Source organism: Ensifer sp. Root954 (genome assembly GCF_001429005.1).
Classification (GTDB): Bacteria; Pseudomonadota; Alphaproteobacteria; order Rhizobiales; family Rhizobiaceae; genus Ensifer; species Ensifer adhaerens.
This window is the reverse complement of sequence record NZ_LMJM01000045.1, coordinates 39,818-57,207: the sequence shown is the minus strand read 5'-3', so window position 1 is coordinate 57,207 and position 17,390 is coordinate 39,818. Positions and strand designations below refer to the sequence as shown.

13 protein-coding genes are annotated in these 17,390 nt (G+C 61.4%); 2 read left to right on the top strand and 11 right to left on the bottom strand.

What is annotated here, in order from left to right; translation table 11 throughout:
* Positions 1–117: 117 nt before the first annotated feature.
* Positions 118–981, bottom strand: a complete 864-nt coding sequence (locus ASE71_RS25430) for a LysR substrate-binding domain-containing protein (protein ID WP_060521013.1) — start codon at positions 979–981, stop codon at positions 118–120.
* Between the two features lie 110 nt (positions 982–1,091).
* Here ASE71_RS25430 and ASE71_RS25425 point away from each other — a divergent pair, with 110 nt between their 5' ends.
* Positions 1,092–1,502, top strand: coding sequence for a tautomerase family protein (locus tag ASE71_RS25425; protein WP_060521012.1), 411 nt, complete (start codon positions 1,092–1,094; stop codon positions 1,500–1,502).
* A gap of 320 nt (positions 1,503–1,822) precedes the next feature.
* On the opposite strand, the gene ASE71_RS25420 is transcribed toward ASE71_RS25425, so the two are convergent.
* The 7 genes from ASE71_RS25420 to ASE71_RS25390 all read right to left on the bottom strand — a co-directional run bounded on the left by ASE71_RS25420 (position 1,823) and on the right by ASE71_RS25390 (position 12,817).
* Positions 1,823–2,734: an NAD-dependent epimerase/dehydratase family protein gene (locus ASE71_RS25420; RefSeq protein ID WP_060521011.1), complete on the bottom strand. Its 912-nt coding sequence runs from the start codon at positions 2,732–2,734 to the stop codon at positions 1,823–1,825.
* 260 nt (positions 2,735–2,994) lie between these two features.
* Entirely contained in the window at positions 2,995–3,846 is an 852-nt protein-coding gene (locus tag ASE71_RS25415) for an ATP-binding protein (protein ID WP_060521010.1), read from the bottom strand.
* Between the two features lie 343 nt (positions 3,847–4,189).
* Positions 4,190–5,320, bottom strand: coding sequence for a glycosyltransferase (locus tag ASE71_RS25410; RefSeq protein ID WP_060521009.1), 1,131 nt, complete (start codon positions 5,318–5,320; stop codon positions 4,190–4,192).
* 212 nt (positions 5,321–5,532) lie between these two features.
* Positions 5,533–6,756, bottom strand: a complete 1,224-nt coding sequence (locus ASE71_RS25405) for a glycosyltransferase family 4 protein (protein WP_060521008.1) — start codon at positions 6,754–6,756, stop codon at positions 5,533–5,535.
* Positions 6,757–6,796: 40 nt separating this feature from the next.
* Positions 6,797–8,950, bottom strand: coding sequence for a nucleoside-diphosphate sugar epimerase/dehydratase (locus ASE71_RS25400; RefSeq protein ID WP_060521007.1), 2,154 nt, complete (start codon positions 8,948–8,950; stop codon positions 6,797–6,799).
* A gap of 766 nt (positions 8,951–9,716) precedes the next feature.
* Complete coding sequence (locus tag ASE71_RS25395; RefSeq protein ID WP_060521006.1) at positions 9,717–11,039, bottom strand: HlyD family type I secretion periplasmic adaptor subunit; 1,323 nt, start codon at positions 11,037–11,039, stop codon at positions 9,717–9,719.
* Positions 11,036–12,817, bottom strand: a complete 1,782-nt coding sequence (locus tag ASE71_RS25390; RefSeq protein ID WP_060521005.1) for a type I secretion system permease/ATPase — start codon at positions 12,815–12,817, stop codon at positions 11,036–11,038. Before ASE71_RS25390 ends, ASE71_RS25395 begins: the two co-directional genes overlap by 4 nt.
* A 251-nt stretch (positions 12,818–13,068) precedes the next feature.
* Between ASE71_RS25390 and ASE71_RS25385 the strand changes: the two genes are divergently transcribed.
* Complete coding sequence (locus tag ASE71_RS25385; protein ID WP_060521004.1) at positions 13,069–14,259, top strand: calcium-binding protein; 1,191 nt, start codon at positions 13,069–13,071, stop codon at positions 14,257–14,259.
* A gap of 91 nt (positions 14,260–14,350) precedes the next feature.
* Here the strand turns inward: ASE71_RS25385 and ASE71_RS25380 are convergent, their stop codons facing one another.
* The 3 genes from ASE71_RS25380 to ASE71_RS25370 form a co-directional block, all read right to left on the bottom strand.
* Positions 14,351–15,049: an HAD family hydrolase gene (locus ASE71_RS25380; protein ID WP_060521003.1), complete on the bottom strand. Its 699-nt coding sequence runs from the start codon at positions 15,047–15,049 to the stop codon at positions 14,351–14,353.
* 4 nt (positions 15,050–15,053) lie between these two features.
* Positions 15,054–16,025, bottom strand: a complete 972-nt coding sequence (locus ASE71_RS25375) for an ATP-grasp domain-containing protein (protein ID WP_060521002.1) — start codon at positions 16,023–16,025, stop codon at positions 15,054–15,056.
* An 87-nt stretch (positions 16,026–16,112) separates the two neighbouring features.
* Positions 16,113–17,018, bottom strand: coding sequence for a methionyl-tRNA formyltransferase (locus ASE71_RS25370; protein WP_060521001.1), 906 nt, complete (start codon positions 17,016–17,018; stop codon positions 16,113–16,115).
* Positions 17,019–17,390 lie beyond the last annotated feature (372 nt).

The window sequence follows — 17,390 nt, the reverse complement described above, 5'->3', positions numbered from 1 at the left end:
CGTAGACCTTTTCCCGTGCAGCGGCTGCTTTCGGAATTCGCCTTGGCGCTGTGTGCTTGGATCCGGAATGCCCGTAGATCGGCGCGGCAGCGCCGCAGTCTTTCCGGGTGATCGTCTTCACCACCGCTCGGAACCGGCCGCCAGGCCTTCGGCAAGCAGTGTAGCGAGGTTCGACGCCGGCTTGTCGGCTTTGGCCTTCAATCGCAAACTGAATTCCGCATTCGGCAATGCCGGGAGCGAAAGTGTCTGGGGTGCGACCGCGATCCCCTCTCCGAGAAACCGCGCCGTGCGCGCGGTAACGGCAATCCCGCTTCGCACGGCTGCGCGCAGACCCGAAAGGCTGGGGCTTGTCGCCGCGATGCGGTAGCGACGACCTGTCTCATCGAGGGCTGCCGTCGCCGCAGCGCGAAAGCCGCAGGGCGGATCCAGCACCGCGATCGGCAACTCGCTGTCAGCCGTGGACGGAGCATCCGATGACGACAGCCACAGCATCGGTTCGCGCAGAATGGCAAGTTCGTCGGGCGTCGGCCCCTCCCGCATGACGATCAGCACTTCGATCAGCCCCTGATCGTAGGCCGAAGTCAGTTCACGGGATCTGCCGACCCTGAGATCCAACCGCACACGCGGGTGGGTGCGCCCGAAGCGGCGCAAGAGATCCGGCAGATTGCTGTCGGCAAAATCCTGGGTGCAGCCGAGCGCCAGACGGCCGTCGGTGCTGGCACCCTTGAGGCTCAGCCATGCATCCCGGTGAACTTCGAGAATCCGGCGTGCATGAACGACCAATTCCTCCCCGGCCGGCGTGAGAATTCGCCCCCGGCCTGAGGGCGCGAGAAGTGGCTCGCCGATCATCGTTTCCAGGCGCTGCATCTGGGCGGTCACAGCCGAAGGCGTCCGCCCAACGGCCGTGGCCGCATTCGCAAGAGAGCCACTCTCGGCGAAAGCAAGAAAGGTACGAAGCAGATCGGGATCGAAGGCTTGCATTACTTCAATGTAATCGAAGTTATCATATTAAACAATTCGATTTTTCCGAAGATAGAGACGTGGCAGATTGGGCTCACACACGAAACAGGAAACCCGAAAGGAACCACCCAATGCCCATCATCAACGTCACCGTCAGCGGCAAGCCGGACACCGCACTCTCGTCACGGATCGCCGCTTCGGTCAGCGAATTGACGGCAGCGCATCTGCGCAAGGATCCGACGATCACGGCAATCGTCGTCACCTATGCGGATCCGGAACACTGGTTCGCTGGCGGAAAGTCGCTTGCCGAACAGGATATCAACAGCTTCTGGCTCGACATCAAGGTCGTCGACGGCACCAACACCAAGCAGGAAATGGCTGCTTATCTCGAAGCCATCTTCGGGCGCTTTGAACAATTGCTCGGACGGGTACACCACGAGAGTTACGTTCTCGTCCACGAAGTTTCGGCTGCCGCCTATGGTTATGGCGGCAAGACGCAGGAATTCCGCTACATCAGCGGCAAGCTCAAATCAGGCGCCTGAAGCCCCCGGGGCGCCGCTTCGCGCAACTTAAACTCGGAGCGCCCGAAGCCATGGCCGGGCCGCTTCCTTCCTCCACCCGCCGGCTCAGCGCGCGCCATGTCATGGAGCTGCTGGTTGCGCTGGTGGGTGGCGGGCCCACGGTGCAGAGCCGTTGACAAGTCCCGCCTGGGCCATCGTCGGCGTCCCAAGAATGGAAGTTTAGCGCAACGCGTTCGGACGAGAATGCGCGCTGGCCCATCGGCAATCGTTTGCCTGTGGCGTCACCGCCCCTCTTAGCGGCCGGCAAACGTCGCTACCCGCAGGCCGCCTCACCGCGGAGATCACTGCAGCAGTCGTGCAAGCCCGGCTCGGAGATCGGTCACGCAGCGATAGGCCAGTTTTGCGTGGAGCGCTTCGACGCACCCCCGCGAGCGCCTGACTTCACCCAACAGGCCGTCGATATAGGTGATATCCGAGCGGCTGCCGGTTTCCTCGATCATGATCCGCGCAAGGTCGCTGATCGATGTCTCGACGCCGCTGCAAACATTGACGATGCGCGCGCCCGTGTCCCAGCGGCCAAGCGCGTGCAGCACAGCCTCCACAACGTCGTCCACATGGACGAAATCGCGGGTCTGACGGCCGTCCCCATGGATCGTGATGTTTTCACCGCGCTCTAGCCGTTCGGCGAACTTCGCGATCACGCCGGAATAGGGAGACGATGGATCCTGCCCCGGCCCGTACACGTTGAAGAAACGCAGACCCAGGCTCGCTATGCCGTAGACCTCATAGGCAGACCGCGCGTGAAGTTCGCAGGAAAGCTTGTCCGCACCATAAGGCGACAACGGAATGCAACGTCCGGCTTCCGAAAGCGGCAGTTCCTGGCTTGCCCCGTAAACCGCAGCCGATGAGGCATAGACAAGCGGAAAATGAGCCCCGGAGTGGGCAAGTTCCTCGATGATCGTGAGGAACCCCGTTATGTTGATTGCGTGCGATGACGTCAGTTGCCGCTTGCACCGTTCGACCGACGAGATCGCCGCCAAATGGATACAGGCGTCCACATTGGCGAGCGCACGGCGCACGGCGTCGCGGTCGAGCACCGACCCTTCGATGAAGGTCGCAGCCTGCGGGACGTTTTCTCGCTTTCCCGAACTCAGATCATCAAGGACGGTCACGTCATGGCCGGCCTTTATCAGCCGACGCGCGAGGTGTGCGCCAATGAAGCCGGCTCCACCGGTAACCAGTATCCTGTTCAAGCCGTTTTCCCTCGCGACACCTCATCGCGATCGGAGGCGCCTGGATCTTAAGTGTAGGTGGATGCCTGAGCCGCCGAGCCGATCGTGGAGCGCGACCGGCACTCGACCAGTGCGTCCGCGACCAGACCTTCCGTCTGGGTTGCAATCTTCCTTGTCGCCCAGACGGCGTCAAGGCTCCCGCAGCCAGGTTTACCGTTTCGCAGAGACTTGAGAAGGAACAAGGCTAAGGCTTGCCTTCGAAAAGACCTATAGGGAGAGCGTCAGGGCGCTGGACAGCCGAGGATCAGGTCTTCAACCTCGGATCCGGAGCCGACGCGCATCAGCACCGTAAACGCGCCGTCGGCGCCCACTTCGAAAAGCGTGCCCCCGTTTTCGCCCTTCTCGTTCGTCCGGGTCACGATCAGCAGGCTTCCAGCGCCGCTCAGATAGGATCGAATGTTGGACACTGCCGACCGGATCTGCGCGGCAGAGAAGTAACTCCTGTTGAGAATGTTCGCGGCTCTGACGAGATCGAAGCGGCCGGCGAAATCCGGTGAGCGCCGCATGATGTCATCCTCGACAAACGCGATGGAATCGTCGCGCGACAACGACCTGGTGATCATCTGGACCGGCTCGCTCCTTCCGCTGCGGATCAGCGCGCGCAGGCGCGGCTGCAGCATGGATTTCGCCAGATGCCGCGGGATGAAGGCAAGGGAGACATAGTCGAGCCGTCGGATCCAGGGCCGGATCGCAAGACCGGCGACATCATATTGCAGCGGCCAGCCTTCCGGATCGGCAAGAACGCGAACCCCCGGCGCCACCTCGACGATGTGCGCGTCGATGAAGAGATCGGTGGCTGTGATCTTCGGCTTCGCCCCGCAGGCCTCCAGGTATCGCAATAGCTCGACCGTCGTCACACCGGTAGAAACACCGACATCGAGCACCTCCCGCAACTGCGTCGCCCGCTGCGAAAGCAAGGGCCTGAATGCGGTTTCCAGCTCGCGAAAGCGCGACGGCTGCGTGAGTTTGAAGGTGCCGTTTCGCATCTTCAGTTTTGCGAAGAACTCCGACTCCCGGACCCAGTCCGTCGAGCCGTCGTTTCCAGAATAAAATTGCCGGGCGCTCATCACCATGGTCGGACAACCTGTAAAAATTGCCTGCGGCTCTCGAACCCAGAGGGCATCTGTCAGCGACCGTATACTTTGCCGCCTGCCTTTCCAGACAGGGGCTCAGCGCCCGCTACAGTGATCCCGAGGGTAGATTGGCCGACATCGGCTCCCAAAACATGAAAACGACAACAGTTAATTTCAGTATATTCGAAAACAATGCAGGGATAATACCAACTCCCCCGGAGATTCCAAGTTACATTTCAGCAGTTGCTTTCAAATGAGCCGCTGCGTCATGCCATGCCCCCGTTCGCCAGATCGTGCCGCCTTGTTTCTTCTCTGCTTCCCTCCGGCCGAACGCGACGACGACTCAGCGCAGGTCCTGTGAAGGGTGCGAGGAACGGTGGAACCGAGGGGCGCCGGCATCTGCGCCGGCCGCCGTCAATGACGGCGGACCGGGCTTGATCAGCTCGTAAAGGTCCTCGTAGCACGAGACGGTCCGGTCGATTGAAAAGCCTTGTGCACGGCGGCGCGCATAGGCCGTCGCATTGCGATACTTCTCATCATCGCTGGTAAGTTCGCGAATGCGGTCGGCGAGTTGCCCGTGGTTCTTCGCCGGGAACCGGTAGTCGTCGTTGTCAACGACCACGGCCAGCCCGCCGACATCGCTGACCAGGACCGGCAGGTCCGACGCCATCGCCTCGACCACGGCCACCCCGAAGCCTTCCCAATGGGACGATTGCACATAGAGATCAATGTGGCTGAGGAACGCCGGGATATCCCGGACCAGCCCGGAAAAGTGGACGCGCTCGCGCAGTCCCAGAGCTCCGGCCAGTTCTTCCACGATCGGTCGGCGGTCCCCCACACCGGCAAAGACCGCATGGACCTTGTCCGGAAGCCGCTGCAGGGCCCGCACGATGGTTTCCTGGTCCTTCTTCTCCGTGAAGCTTCCGACCATGCCTATGTAGAAGAGGCCATCCTCTCTCGGCTTGCGGTCGCGCGCCGACGCAAACCGGTCCAGGCTGACACCGTTTTCGACGATGTGGATTTTCGCGGTCATGGGCGCCAGCCATTCGGACAGGTGGTCGCGGACAGGTGCGCTGATTGCCGCAACGCAGTCATAACGGCCATAGACCCACCGTTCGATACCTCGCAGCCACCGCCTCGCCCTTCGGCGGTTCCAGGTGTTGTGTTCGGTGTAGATTTTCCGAAAAGGCAGAAACGCGCAAAAATAGAGGGACGGAAACAGGTGGACGTGCACGACGTCCGCCGCCCGCATCGCGCGCCATGCTCTGGCAATCGAACGGGGGCTCGACAGCTTGACCGCAATGATCGTCACTGCAGCAAAAGCCGCGTCTTCCAGGAGTTCGTTGTTTGCTCCCTTCCACACGATCACCGTTGCCGAAAACCGCGCCTGCCGCTGCGCCATTTCCACGACCAGGCGCTCGGCGCCGCCGTTTCCATTAAGGTCGTTGATGATGTGAACGACGCTGCCCGCCATCGTAAGACGATCGCCTCAAATATTCCTCAAAGGCGATTATGCATAGCAATGATCAATTCAACAACTATTAGTAATGTATACATCGAAAAATATGCGCTTCTCATTGGCGCGCTAGAAACGCTTGCAGCCGGAAAGTTCTGACAAAGCATCGTCGCGGTTGTTCTTTGTTATCGAACACTCGCGACTATTTCGGACAAGGTGAAATGTTCCTGTCAGATCAGTGCCATGCGCTCAAGAAGCAGCTTGTTCACAGCATGCACATCAAACTTTGATTGGGCCAGTTCCCGAGACCTGAGCCCCATGTCTGTGATCAGTGAAGGCGCCCTCAGGAAGCGGCACATGGCTTCGGCCAGTTGCTTGGCGTTGCGCGGCTCCACAAGGTAACCATTGAGCCCCTCGACCACTGTCTCGTCGCAGCCCGGCAGATCGGTTGTGACGATCGCGCGCCCGCTCGACATCGCCTCAAGAATGCTGCGCGGTATGCCCTCGCGATAGTAGGACGGAAGGACGAAGACGCTGCAATCGCTGAGATGCGGGCGCACATCCGTGGTTTCGCCGAGATAGTTCAGGCTGCCGTCCTTGACCCATCCATCGATGGTTTCAGCGGAGATCGCCGCCGGACTGGGATCGAACTGTCCCAGAAGACGAAATTCGGCCTCCGGGAACTGCTGGCGAACGAGGCGCGCGGCCTCGACATACTCGCTGATCCCTTTGTCCTTCAGCAGGCGGGCGACAAGCAGAAAAACCGGGCGCCCGCGGGGCGGGCTCGAAAAGGCATAGTGGTCGAGGTCGACGCCTGAGCCCGGCACGAGCGTCAGCGCGCGCTGGTCGGAAATCAGCCTGCAGCTCTCGATATCAGCCGAATCCGCACGATTATAGGCAAAGACCCCGCCGGCCCCCTTGAGCGCCAGCCGGTAGAGCAGCACGCTCAGTTGCTTGATGCGGCGCCCGACCCACCGCTTTCCTGCGGCCTCCGAGTAGACATGGCCAAGGCCGGTCACGAGAAAATACCGTCGCTTGACGCCGGCCAGACGAGCGGCAATGCCGCCGTAGACGATCGGCTTCATCGTATAGGGGATCACGACATCGATCTGCCGCGAGCGTAACAGCCGCCAGTAGGACCAGAGCGTCGCGAGATCCGTCAGTGGGTTGAGCCCTGTGCGGCTCATGGGCGAGCGGACGAACTCTACACCGATCGCGGCAAGCTGCCGGACGACGTCCTCGTCCTGCTCCGGCCCGACGGCCAGGACCGAATGGCCGGCCTCCACCAGGCGCCGCAGCAACTCCAGGCGAAAATTGGTGAGCGAGCGACTGTAGCTCGAAAGCACCGCGATCCGCTGTTTCGGAACCACGCCGGCAACCGCCGATCCCGCGGCGGCAGCCGCCCGCTGTGGCGGCAGCCTGACCGGAGAATAGTCGCTCGCGTCAATCAACATCAGGGCGCGCTCCATACAAGCGTTCGAAAGATCGTACAGATCACATCGGCATCGGCGTCGAAGGCGGCCCCCGCCTAAGGCTCGACAGCGCTGCTTGCAGGACATCGTCGGTGAGATGCGCGGCATCGGCGTCGGCGGCCACTTCCTCCCCGTCGTCCGGCGAGGGCGCGCCAGCCGTGCCTTCAGCCGGATGTTTGTCGAAGCCGGGAATGAGGCTGTTCATGATCGCAAAGACCATCGCCTGATCGCCGAGTTCAGCAAAGAGCTTCAGGCGCGCGAACATCTCCTTGAGCGTCGCCAGGGGCACGGCGTTCGGCATCGCGCCGAGCACACCTGGAATAGGTGAACTGATGCGTTGCTCGCCGCTGTCGAACAGCTCCTCATAGAGCTTTTCGCCGGGCCTGAGACCGATGATCTCGATATCGATATCCTTGCCCGGCGTAAGGCCGGCAAGGCGTATCATCCGCTTGGCGATGTCGATGATCTTGATCGGTTCATTCATGTCCAGAACGAAAATCTCGCCCTTGCCGATTTCGCCTTCCAGACCATAGGCCGAAGCCTGCAGCGTCAGTTCGACGGCTTCACGAATGGTCATGAAGAAGCGCGTCATGCGCGGATCTGTTACCGTCAGCGGACCACCCTTGGCGATCTGCCGCTTGAACAACGGGATCAGCGAGCCGCTCGATCCGAGCACGTTGCCGAAGCGAACGGTCATGAAGCGCGGGCCGGAACCCTTCTTCAGGCAATGAAGGTCGAGCGCCTGGCAATAGAGTTCGGCCAGCCGTTTGGTCCCGCCCATCACGCTCGTCGGGTTGACGACCTTGTCGGTCGACACCTGCACCATCGCCTGCACTTTGAAGCGGCGGGCGGCGTTCGCGACGTTCATCGTGCCGATCACATTGGTCAGCACGCCCTCGCAAGGGTTAAGCTCCACCATCGGCACATGCTTGAGAGCTGCGGCATGGAAGACCAATTCCGGCCGGTACTTGGCAAAGACGTCGTTGACGCGATTGGCCCGGCGTACGTTGCAAAGGTTTGCCGTCCGCTTGACGGCCGGATAGCGCTCGCCGAGTTCCATGTCGATCGCATAGAGATTGTATTCGCAGTTCTCGACGAGGATGAGTTCGGCCGGTTCACGCGCCGCCACCTGCAAGGTGAGTTCGCTGCCGATCGAACCACCGGCGCCGGTGATCAGGACGCGCCGACCGCGGACGAGGCGAAGAATTGCCTCGTTGTCGAGGGCTGCCTGCGGGCGCTCCAGAAGATCCGTCAGCTCGATCGAGCGTAGTTCGAAACGGCTTTCCTGCTTGGCGCTCTTGAGTTCCGTGATCTGCGTCAGGCGCGATACGGTCATGCCACGCGCTTCGGCGCGCCGCATCACATCCTCAGCGGCTTCGCCGAACGCCGAAAGCGCTTCGGTAAAGACGACATGGCGCGGCAGCTGTCCACTTTCTGCGAGTGCGCAGACCACAGTTTCGAAATCGCTGAGCGCGCCAAGGATCGGAATGCCGCGCAAGGTCATGTCCGTATGCTCCGGCGTCACTTCCAAGCAGCCGACCGGCTTATGGCTGCAATGCGGATCGCGGCGGAGCGCTCTCAGATAGAGATCTGCCGCATGGCCGCTGCCGACGAGCAAGGTCGGGATGCGGTCGGCATTGTCCTCGGCGACCGGCTGCCGCCGCGTTGGGCGCAGCGCCAGTTCGTCGAGCCGGAAGCTCAGTCGCGAAGCCGAAAGGAATGCGGTCAAAAGCAGCGCCTCGAGCGGCACAACGCTTCGCGGCATATCCTGGAGGCGGTTCGCAAAGAACGACATCAACACCAGCGCCGCCGAACTGATCAAGACGGCCTGAAGGATCGAGCGCAGGTCCGAGACGGAGCAGTAGCGCCAGTCGCGAGCGTACAATCCCGCAATCGGAAAAGCGAGCGCACAGGCCAGAAGATATTGCGGTCCGGTCGTTAGCAGCGCCCAGATAAGCTCCGGTCGCGTCGACATGGCGTCGAAGCCATAGCGCAGAAAAAAGGCGGCCACGAGCGCCAGGGCTGCAGACGCGATGTCCATCGCATAGAGAACGCGCGATCGACGAACCTGCTTGACCGACGATACGGTCGTTCTTGCCGCCAGGCGCAGAAGCGCACGTCCGACGGCGGCAAACCAGGTGAATATGGTGAGGAACCTTGCCCAGTATCTCGCCATAGACGGCGGAGACGGGGCGACGGCTTGCGTGGGCTGGGCAGCGGCCTCGTTGCGATGCATGCGACACCCTTCGATCCATAGAACGCCAGTCAACCGCCGCGCCGAGAACGGACGGACGAATGACGCGCCTTGAGACGTCATGTCTCGTTGAATTTGTTTGGAATAAACTTCTGATACCGATCAGATCATACAAAGTTACCTGAAATTTATTTTATCTATGCACTGATACAAGCTTTGGTCCTAGCAATAAGATACGCCAACTTCGCCAAAACTCTCGCACGCCAAAAACTGCGTGTAAATTATCTTTTCGTTTTATCGGAAGCAATTTCCCTAATTATCTTAGAACTCAATAGTATTACTGCAAATTAATCCATAATCCTTTGGGATTAACTAGCGACCATTCCATCACCCAAGAGACAGAATGCACCGCGCAAACGAAAGAAATAAAACTTAAGTTACGAAATCAAATCCGCGTATTTTTCAATATTAAATGGACGATAATTTTAGAGTATGAAATAATAATTAGAACACCAGAAATAACACCCAATGATATACATCAGATAAATCTTGGCGCGTCCGGAGATGGCACTCCAATACCCCAGCATGCAGCCTGGAACCGCTCTCAGGTGACGAGCGGGGGGCGACGACAGGACCTCGCCAACCACCGGAAAGGGACCAGCCATCCTGCCATCCAAAGAGCGCGTCCCTGCGACCCCAGCCTAAATGTCGACCCACTGCATTCCCGCCCGGGAAAGACCTTGTGGGGTCATTCCCCCGCAAAGGCGCGTCGATAAGAGTCGGAAATCGGCCGGATCAGATACTCAAGGAAGGTGCGGTCGCCGAGTTCGATAAAGGCGTCGATCGGCATCCCCGGATGCAGCTGCTCCATGCGCACGCCGGGCGGCAGCGGCGTATCCAGGCGCAACACGGCTCTGTAATAGGGCTCGCGCGTCGCCGGATCGGTGAGGCGGTCGGCCGAGACATGGGCGACCGTCGCAGAAACCTCTGGCGTCAAGCTGGTATTGAGCGCCGAGAGGCGGACCCTTGCCGGCTGACCGACATGGACGACGTCGATGTCCTGCGGATGAATACGCGCATCGATGACCAAGTCCCCTGTCGGCAGGATCTCCATGATCTTCTCGCCGGGACCGACGACACTGCCGACGGCATTGTAGACCGAGGCGACGACGACGCCGTCCACCGGCGCTTTGACGACGGTGCGCTCGAGCACACGGCGCGCGGCTTCGACTTGTTCTTCCACGTCGGCAAGCCCGGTCTTCACCTCGTTCATCGCGGTCACCGCCTGCTCGACGCGCTGGGTCTTCAGCCGTTCGATCTGCTCACGCGCTTCTGCGACTTGGGTGCGGCTCGACGAGGATTCTGCCTGTAGCATGCCGACCTGGCCGAGCAGGTCCGCCTCGACGCGAAGAAGCTGCGTGTACTCCGTGCGGTTCGTCAGCCCCTTTTCCAGGAGATTGAACTTTCGCTCGGCTTCACTGCGCACGATCTGCGTCTGCTTCTCGACGGCCGCCTTCTGCGCGGCCAGGCCATCGAGCGCATCGTTGATGCTTTCGACCCGTTGCTGCAGAATAACGGTCTCGGAGGTGAAGCGGGCAAGCCGGGTCTGAAACTCCTTCACCTGCTCTTCGGTCAGGTCACGGCTTGCGGCCGACATCGTGGCTGGCGCGTTGCCGATCGCGATCGTCAGGTCCCGCCGCCCGTCCCGTTCGGCGGCAAGGCGCGCCTCCCGCGCCTTCAGCGCCACCCATTGCTTGGCAAGGCGGTTGAGCTGCGTGCGGGCGACGGTGTCGTCGAGGACCACGAGCGTCTGCCCCCTTGCGACCGCATCGCCCTCGCGAACCGCGATTTCGCTGACGATCCCGCCTTCCAGATGCTGCACGAGAACATTGCGGCCCGTGGCCGTGATCGTGCCGGAAGCGACTGCGGCACCGGAGAGCGGCGCCGTTGCCGCCCAATAGCCAAAACCGGCAAGGATGAGGACAAGCGTTCCATAGCCGAGCCGGGCGACCAGCCCGGTATCGGTCACGATTGTCTCGCGCCAGGAGCGCCGAGTGGTCGCCGCCGTCATGGCCGATCCCCGGTTCTGCCAGGCAGGAAGGCGGAAATGTTTGTCGGCGGCGGGTTCGTCTGTCGCTTGACAGCCGCCGCCTTTGCCGCCCGGTCCGCCCTTTCGGACTGCGCCCGACGCGCCACCTCGTCCGTTGGGCCGAAGTCATCAATCCTGCCATTCTTCATCACCAGGATCCGGTCACACGTCGTGGCGATCGAAATGCGGTGCGTGACAATGACGACCGTGACGCCGCGCGCTTTCGCGTCTCTCAGCGCCCGTCCGAGTGCCGCTTCCCCTTCGCTGTCGAGGTTGGCGTTCGGCTCGTCGAGAACAAGAAGACGCGGGGAGCCGTAGAAGGCGCGCGCAAGCCCGATGCGCTGCCGCTCGCCGCCGGAGAGATTGTTGGAACCGGGCCCGATCGGGGTCTGATAGCCCTTCGCCTGCGACAGGATGAGATCATTTGCATGAGCCGCGCGCGCGGCCGCAACGACCGCCTCGTCGGCTGCATCCGGCTCGAAGCGAGAGATATTGGCGGCGATCGTGCCCGGCAGCAGCTGCACGTCCTGTGAGAGATAGCCGACGAGGCCGCCGAGCTGCGCCGTGTCCCAGGTTCTCAGGTCCGCACCGTCGATGGTGATCGAGCCCGCTGTCGGGGCAACGGCGCCGGTCAGAAGCCGCGCGAGCGTCGATTTGCCCGCCCGGCTCGGGCCGACCACTGCAACGCTTTCGCCGGCAGCGATCGTGAAATTCAGCCGTTTCAGGATCGGCTCAGGGTCGGCTCCGGCGTCGGGCGAAACATAGAGCAAATCACGCACGGCGATATCGCCGGCGGGGTTCGGCAGCAGAAGCTTGCGGCTATCGACACTGCCGGCCTCGATCACCTTTTCGAACCGCGACCAGGCGCTGCGCGCATCCATTGCCTGCTTCCAGATCCCGACCAGCTGATCGAGCGGCTGCAGCGCGCGGCCCGATAGGATCGACGACGCGAAAATCATGCCGGCAGTCATCTGCCCCTTTAAGACGAGGGTCGCGCCAACAGCGAGGATCGCCATCTGCAGGATCATTCTGATCGATCGCGATATGCCGCCGAAGATTGCGTTGACGACGAGGCTTCCGTCCGCTGCCGCGGTCGCGGCAGCAAACTGGCGGCCCCAGACCTCACCGACATTGTTCGTCATGCCCATCGCACGCACAGTCTCGGCATTGCGGCTGAACATCTGCGCCGTGAGATTAGCGCTGGTTATACGCTCCTGTGCGAACTGCGACGCCTTCTTGTTCATGTACTGATTGAGGAAAACCAAAAGCAGGATCACGATCGCGCCGATCGTCGTCATCAGAAAGAGCAGCGGATGCAGGAGATAAAGGAGTGCGGCGAACACCGGCGAGAACGGCAGGTCAAAGAGGACCGGCGTGCCGCGTGAAGCGACGAAGCCTCTAACGGTCGCAAGATCGCGCAAAGGCTGGATATCGCCCGGTTCCCGGCCCGTTGCCGCGACCACGTTCGCAAACGCGGCCGCCCCGAGCTCGCTGTCGAGCTTGGCCGCCATGCGCACCGCATAGATCGCCCGAATCACATCGAGCAGGCCGAGGAACGCGAAGGCAAGGAACGCGATAATCGTGAGATAGACGAGCGTTTCGATGCTCGAAGAGGGCAAAACCCGATCATAAACCTGGATCAGGAACAGCGGCGAGGTCAGCGCCAACACGTTGACGACCGTCGAGAACAAGCCGAGATCTATGACGCTGCGCCGGAACGCAGATCGTAAACTGCCGCTTGTGATTCTGTTGTCTACCATGCTGCAACGACACCGTTTCCAGGAATTTGAGTGGGGCCGTATCGATGGAAGTGTTCCCCGATGTCAACGTGCCGGAGGTTGAGTAGGTACTATACATCTGTTGTAGTGGTTGCTTATAGATGCTATTTTAGACCCCCACCATTTAACACGACAGATCACAGTTTTCACACGCTAAGGTCGCTTGCTGTCATTGCGCGGCGGTCGGTAAAAGCAACGGCGCGTATTCTGCCCCACTAATAAAGGATGGAAACATGATCGTTAAGGGAAGACCCGTAGCTGACACGCTTTATGGCACGAACGTAGCTGACACAATTTATGGATATGGCGGCGACGATAGCCTTTGGGGCTATGCCGGAGACGACTATCTCGACGGTGGCGACGGCAACGACCGCATGTACGGTGGCGACGGCAACGACTTCTTCAAGGCCGGTCCAGGCGACGATTATGCTGAAGGCGGCGTCGGCAACGACTCCTTCGATGGCGGCCTTGGCAACGACCACTTCATCGGTGGCCTGGGCAACGACATCTTCGACGGCGAGGACGGCGACGACATCCTCGACGGCGGCGATGGCCACGACACCATGCTCGGCGGTGCCGGCAACGATACCTTCTACGGCGGCGCCGGCGAGGAATATATCGATGGTGGCGCTGGCAATGACATTATCTATGCCGGCGACGGCAATGACGGTTTCGTCAATCGCGTCAACCCGGCAACCGGCCAGGTAACGACGCAGGCCGTCGGTGGCGGTGCCGGCGACGACTACATCTATGGCGAAGGCGGCAACGACGCGCTCAAGGGCCAGTCCGGCAATGACCACGTCTATGGCGGCATCGGCGATGACCGGGTCGACGGCGGCGACGGCGACAACTATCTCGATGGCGGCGACGGCAACGACATTCTCGATTCCGAGAGCGGTCGCGATGAGGCCCATGGCGGTGCCGGCGTCGACAGGATCAGCGTCGGCGCAGGCGACGATCTCGTCTACGGTGATGGCGGCAACGACAGCATCAGCGGCGAAGACGGTAACGACACGCTGAATGGCGGCGATGGCGATGACCTGTTCTATGGCGGCTCGGGCAACGACACGATCCGCGGCGATGCCGGCAGGGATACCCTGATCGGCGAAACCGGCTCAGACTTCCTCTGGGGCGGCGCTGACGCCGACCGCTTCGTACTCAAGGGCGCGGGCGCACTCGATGGACGGGATACCATCATGGACTACCAGGATGGTCTCGATCGCATCGTGCTCGAAAAGCTCGGCATCACCCGCTACGCCAACACCGGTGGCCCCGGCACGGTCTATGCCTATGACGACCCGAGCGGCGACGTGATCCTGAAGGCACAGGATTCGGCCGGCCACGCCTTCCAGATCGTCGTCGACGATCCGAACGGTACCCTGTCTGCGGCCAACTTCAGCGCGGCGGACTTCACCTTCGCGTAAAAATACCGGCGGCCGCGGGTTTGAATACGCGCTCCGCGGCCGCCACTTCCGCCAGTTCCTGCCTGTACTGGCAGTCCAGTTCGCGAAAAGCTCACCGAGAGACCGCTTCACCAGCGGCGAGTGACCGCAATGCCTCGTCCAGTTCGTCTAGATCGCTGATCCGCCTATCGGCTTGGTGCGCCTCGTCCGGCGCCGCCGTGCGGTGAACCCGCGCGTCGCGCGCGACCATCACAGTTTGCCATCCGCGCCGGCGTGGCGTGACGAAATCCTTGAGCGGATTGTCGGCGATGTAGACGAGATTGTCCTGCTTGACGTCCGCCCAGCTCTCGATCGCCTCATAGGCTCGTGCATGCGGTTTCCAGAATTCTCTCCCCCAAAGATCAGTGAAGATCACCCGGTCCACCAAGGCTTCGAGCCCCAGCGCCTTGACCTTGGCCTGTTGCGTGGCCGCCGGCCCGTCGGTGATGATCGCTCTTCGGCCGACGCGCGCATGCTCCAGATAGCGGCGAGCATCGTCGGCGAGAGCTATCTCCGGCCGGTGTCCGCGGTAGACGGCAACCAACTGGCCGACCAACGCTTCGTCGACGGCAATGCCCATCGCTGCCAGCGCCGTATCGAAAACGCGTCCGCTGTGCCCGCTCGCAGCAGCTGCCTCGCAATGCCCGGCAAAGCCTTCCGCGCCCAGATGGTTCGCCAGCCAGGCATCAACGGCCCTGAAGCCGCTTGCGGCAAAATCCCGCTCCAGATAGAGCGTATCGTCGAGATCGAAGACAAGCACCTGCTCGCCCATCCGTCTATCCCCTGAAGACCGCTGCATCGTATCGCAGCATCAGCACACCTTCTCGCCAATCGTCGTGGACCGTTCTCGGCAAGCCTGCCACTTCCTCCAGCAGCCATTGGGCAAAGGTCGCGCCGGCATGATCCACAAGCGGATAGCCGCCGCCGAAACGGGCGTTGATTTCGATCACCCGAGCGCCCGTCAGGCGATCGTCCATAACCTGGAAACAGAAAGCACCGCGCAAGTCCGGCAACGCCCGTAAAATACCCTCAGCCATCGCCCGATGCGCCGTATGTCGCTCGGTAACGCCCTTTTCGACTTCGCCTGCCCTAATGCGCAATCGCCGATGCGAAATGACCGACTGCAATGTGCCGCCGTCATCGACGAACGCATTGACCGTATGCTCCGGGCCGTCCAGATATTGCTGCAGGATCATCGGCTCTGCGGTCGTTTCAGGCAGATCGGCCATTGAGCGCACCATGCTGATCGAGCGGCTTGCGCTCCCGGCATTGGGCTTGAGGAACAGCGGCCAGTCCCAGCGGGAGAGCTCGCCGCGAACCTCCTCCAGCATGCCGGTTCGCGGGACCGGAACCCCGGCCGCGTCGAGCACACGCATGGTTTCGAGCTTGTCGCGCACAACGTCGATGACCGGCGAAGTGCTCACATGCACGCGGCAATCGAAGCGGGCGAAATCCCCCGCCGCTGCCGCAAGCGGCACCAGTTCGGGATCGATCGTTGGTACGAGCAGGCGCACATCATGCGCCCGCGCGATCTCCGCCAGGCGGCCCGTGAACTCCGGGTGATTGTAGGCGGGTACCGCGAAAGCCCGGTCTGCAACGGCACAGGCCGCGCTCAGGTCAGGATCAAGATCGCAGGCCAGAATCTGGAGATCGATGTCCAGCGCGCGCGCTGCCCGGCGAAAACACTCGATCAGGCCAACACGCCTTCCCGCGGAAGAGACAAGGATCTTGAACGATCGGTACGCCATACACGCCTTCTCCTTGACTGTTAGGACGAGGGGCCAAGGCAATCACTGTGGCCCCGCCTGACTGAACCCGATGCAATGCCCGTGCGATTACGCTCCCAACTTGCTGTGCACCGGGGGGCGCCGGCCGTCGGCCGTGCGCCACGCGGTTACCTCGATGCACTGCCGATCTCCGCACATGACGGTAAAGCCATCCGCCGTATGGGTCTGAACTTGCGCGGCAAGGCCGATGTAACGGAAGGAGTCCGCGAAGGGCCGCGCCGCATCGATATGGACGACCTTTCCGTCCGGGCGCGAAAAGGCGCCGGGATAGGGCTCGCCGACCGCCCTGATCAGTCGCAGCACCTCCGCTGCCGGGAGCTGCCAATCGATCAAGCCATCCTCGGCGACACGCTTTGCACAATAGTTTGCCAGGCTGTGGTCCTGCTCGACCCGCGGCGCCTTGCCGGCCGCGGCCAATTCAACGGCCTCCGGCACCATCTCCGCCAGATTGCGCACATGCTTACCGTAGAGACTACGCGCGGTCTCATCCGGCGCGACGGAAAACAGACGCTGCAGAATGATGGGGCCGGAATCCGTGCCCTCGTCGATCCAGAAGAGCGACGAACCCGTGGTCTTTTCGTCAAGCAGGATGGTCCAGGGGATAACACCCCTGCCTCTCAGACGCGGCAGCGCCGACGGGTGAAACCCGATCACGCCCAGCCGCGGGATGGCACGGAAGGCCTGACGGCAGATCTGCGACCAGCCGAAGACCAGGACGAGGTCCGGGGCGCTCGCGCGGATGGCTGCGAGCGTGTCTTCGGCATTCACATTGGTCGTATGGCAGACCGCGCTGCCTGCCGCGCGCGCCGGCGTCGTCAAGTCCGCGAAATCGGAATGGCGATCCGCAGCCTCCGGCGGCAGCGTAACCACCAGGGACGGCAGCATCCCCTTCGCCAACAGGGCATTGAGCGCGATTAGGGATCCTTCGACGGCACCAACCAGAGCAAAACGCATTTTGGTTCTCAAATGCACAATGTGTCAGAGCGCAATATACAACTCGGATCACAACCAAGGGAAGAAATAACCCATCCGGGCGATATTAATGTATTTCAAGTATGATATGACGGGATGCTATTTCAGAGCCGGGCTATACTGCAAGAGAATAATTGCATGACAGTGTCTGCCGTTGTATCTTGAAATCACTGCTTTTCTAGGGTGCGCCCTGGAAGGCCAATTTAGAGTACGAACCTATTTCAGAAATGATCGCGTCCGATGTGTCCTCCAAAATCGAGGCAATAGGAAGTTAATGTCCTGGCGTGCATAGCGCGCCCAGGAATTTAATGCTTGTGACCAGCGCCGGGATACACACCAGTGTGCCCTGTCGTC